This is a genomic window from Endozoicomonas sp. (assembly GCF_051008435.1).
Classification (GTDB): Bacteria; Pseudomonadota; Gammaproteobacteria; order Pseudomonadales; family Endozoicomonadaceae; genus Endozoicomonas_A.
The window spans coordinates 1-2,525 of the sequence record NZ_JBPCXO010000271.1; the positions used below are offsets into that span (position 1 = coordinate 1).

At 46.9% G+C, this 2,525-nt stretch carries 2 protein-coding genes and 1 pseudogene; 2 read left to right on the forward strand and 1 reads right to left on the reverse strand.

Annotated features, from left to right (window positions below; all coding sequences use genetic code 11):
• Window positions 1–6 precede the first annotated feature (6 nt).
• On the reverse strand, window positions 7–453 hold the full coding sequence (locus ACR2PX_RS13890; RefSeq protein ID WP_433999950.1) for a hypothetical protein: 447 nt from the start codon (window positions 451–453) through the stop codon (window positions 7–9).
• 509 nt (window positions 454–962) lie between these two features.
• Here ACR2PX_RS13890 and ltrA point away from each other — a divergent pair.
• Both ltrA and ACR2PX_RS13900 read left to right on the forward strand, forming a co-directional pair.
• Complete coding sequence (gene ltrA / locus ACR2PX_RS13895; RefSeq protein WP_433999951.1) at window positions 963–2,321, forward strand: group II intron reverse transcriptase/maturase; 1,359 nt, start codon at window positions 963–965, stop codon at window positions 2,319–2,321.
• A 64-nt stretch (window positions 2,322–2,385) separates the two neighbouring features.
• A pseudogene (locus ACR2PX_RS13900) lies at window positions 2,386–2,525 on the forward strand (ISAs1 family transposase); the annotation flags it as partial.

A 2,525-nucleotide genomic window follows, 5' to 3' on the forward strand; every position in this document is an offset into this window, starting at 1 on the left:
GACACGTTACAGCTCGACCTTAAACCCTACACAAGAGTGGCGTAAGACATACTCCGGTATGCAGCCGTGTTGACGGTGTAGATAAACCCAGAGAATCACTGATTGTCGCAGGTTTTTAGTAGCGGAACTTGAAGCCCAAAGCTGTATTTGGCCCAGTTTCAATCGGACAACATTGACGGCATCGTTTTGAGCAGGCTCAATGTTGACACCTTGCTCAACGAGATAATCAGTGATTCCGTCAAAAACAAATGAACCTACTTTGTAGTTATTCAATTCCTTCAGAGTATCGATCTCGATCTCATTGTCAGTTGCTGCCAGCAGAACCCAGTCTTCTTCATAGAGTGGACCCCCCCATTTGAACTTATCTTCCCGCTCAGGCGTACGAAAGGTCGAATAGACACCGGCTGAAGCCTCTTCCATTGCGGTATTGTAGGCTTTGTCCCAGTCACTCATAAGAGTAAATCGAACGTTAGTGTGCCGTGGGCACTGAAACTGGCCCTGTTAGGAAAACAACCAGTGAATGAGCATAAGCTCATGAAGAGATGGAGGAAGGCCCTCCAAAGTCTACTGTCGGAAGTTGGCTTTAAACCACCTTCAAACGGCTGTTATTAAGAGTAATGGTCGGAAGCGTTGAAGGAAAATCAGAATGAAATTCTGGCGAGGTATGGTGTAAGGAGATGAGTAACCCCGAACCTGTGTGGACGCGTCGTAATCTTCCAGTAACATCAAAACCGAGGTCGTTTCGTTATCTCGGGACAAGTACACCGGCGTATTCCGAATGTTGGGTGTGTGGTGTTCGGCGTAAAGCAGGCATGACCTTGCATTAGGCTCTTTATGGGAACCACGGGAACCAGTCATCATGATGTTAAGGGAGAAGGGCGAATAACTGAAATTATGAGCTTGCGAGTACCGATGCATGATACTGGGGCGGAGCAACCCGTAGTAGTGAGGAAGCACTTGTAATGAGTGTGGAGCGAAGGGGTTGCATCAAGCAGCCTGAGGGCATTTCACAACTGCCACCTTGTGACAGGAGGAAGTTATGCGCTCAGGCAAAACAGTTTGCGATATCAAAGTGGGATGTGCATGCTGCTTACGAGAAGGTGAAAGCCAATCGTGGCGGTGCTGGTATTGATGGTGTGACGATTGAGATCTTCGAGAAAGATCTGAAGAACAACCTGTATAAGATATGGAATCGCTTATCGTCAGGCACTTATTTTCCACCTCCGGTGAAAGCGGTGAGTATACCGAAGAAATCCGGAGGCGAGAGAATACTGGGTATTCCAACGATAAGTGATCGGATAGCGCAGATGGTCGTTAAAGAACATCTGGAACAAATGTTAGAGCCTTGTTTTCTTGAGGACTCTTATGGCTATAGACCTGCAAAGTCAGCGATTCAAGCCATAGGGGTAACAAGACAACGATGCTGGAAATACGATTGGGTTCTGGAGTTTGACATTAAAGGGCTGTTTGACAATATACGACATGATTTGCTGATGAAGGCGGTCGAAAAGCATGTTGCCATTGGTGAAAAAGTGCTTGGGCAGAATCTCAGTTGGATCATACTCTATATCAAAAGGTGGTTGGTTGCGCCATTACAGAAGGGTAACGGAAACGTACTGGAACGGAACCGGGGAACACCGCAAGGTGGTGTTATCAGTCCGCTGCTGGCGAACCTGTTTTTGCATTACGTGTTCGATAAGTGGATGCAAAAACGATTTCCTGAAAACCCATGGTGTCGATATGCCGATGATGGTCTGATTCATGCCAGAAATCAGGGTAAGGCAGAATATCTGCATAGAGAGATAAAACGGCGTTTTGAAGAATGTGGACTGGAGATACATCCGGAGAAAACAAAGATCGTGTATTGCAAGGATGACAAGAGGAAAGGGCAGTATGCCGCGCATACGAGTTTTGATTTTCTGGGTTATACCTTCAGACGACGACGCTGTAAAAGAGCGTCGGATAATACATTCTTTGTCAGCTTTACTCCTGCAGTAAGCCAGGCCGCAATGAAAGACATGAGACGGACAATCAGAAAGCTGAAGGTCAGACATAAGACGGGTTATAGCTTGGAAGAGCTTGCAAGGTGGTTGAATCCAATTCTGCATGGCTGGATAAGTTATTACGGGCAGTATTGTCGTTCAGCACTTGATCCGGTGTTCAGACACTTCAATAAAACTCTGGTGCGTTGGGCAAGAAGGAAGTTCAAAACGCTAAAGAGGCACAAAAGTCGTGCGATAGGACTGTTTGATCAGTTGTCGTTACGATGCCCCGGACTCTTCGCCCATTGGCGATTTGGATCAGCAAGAACGTTTGCTTGATGGAAGCGGAATGAATCGAGAGGTTCACGTTCTGTTTTGCGAGAGGCTGAGGGGGAAGTTCCCTCGGTCTACTCACCTTACAGCGGTACCTAAACTGCTCAAAGCTTTAGAGCTGAAAGGCTGCCTTGTCACATTGGATGCTATGGGCTGTCAGAAAAAGGTGGCTCAACAATGCATAGAGCAGGAAGCAGACTATGTTCTGGC

Coding starts and splice junctions, on each gene's coding strand:
- ACR2PX_RS13890 (WP_433999950.1), bottom strand. CDS start 453: ATGAGTGACTGGGACAAAGCCTACAATACCGCAATGGAAGAGGCTTCA.
- ltrA (WP_433999951.1), top strand. CDS start 963: ATGAGTGTGGAGCGAAGGGGTTGCATCAAGCAGCCTGAGGGCATTTCA.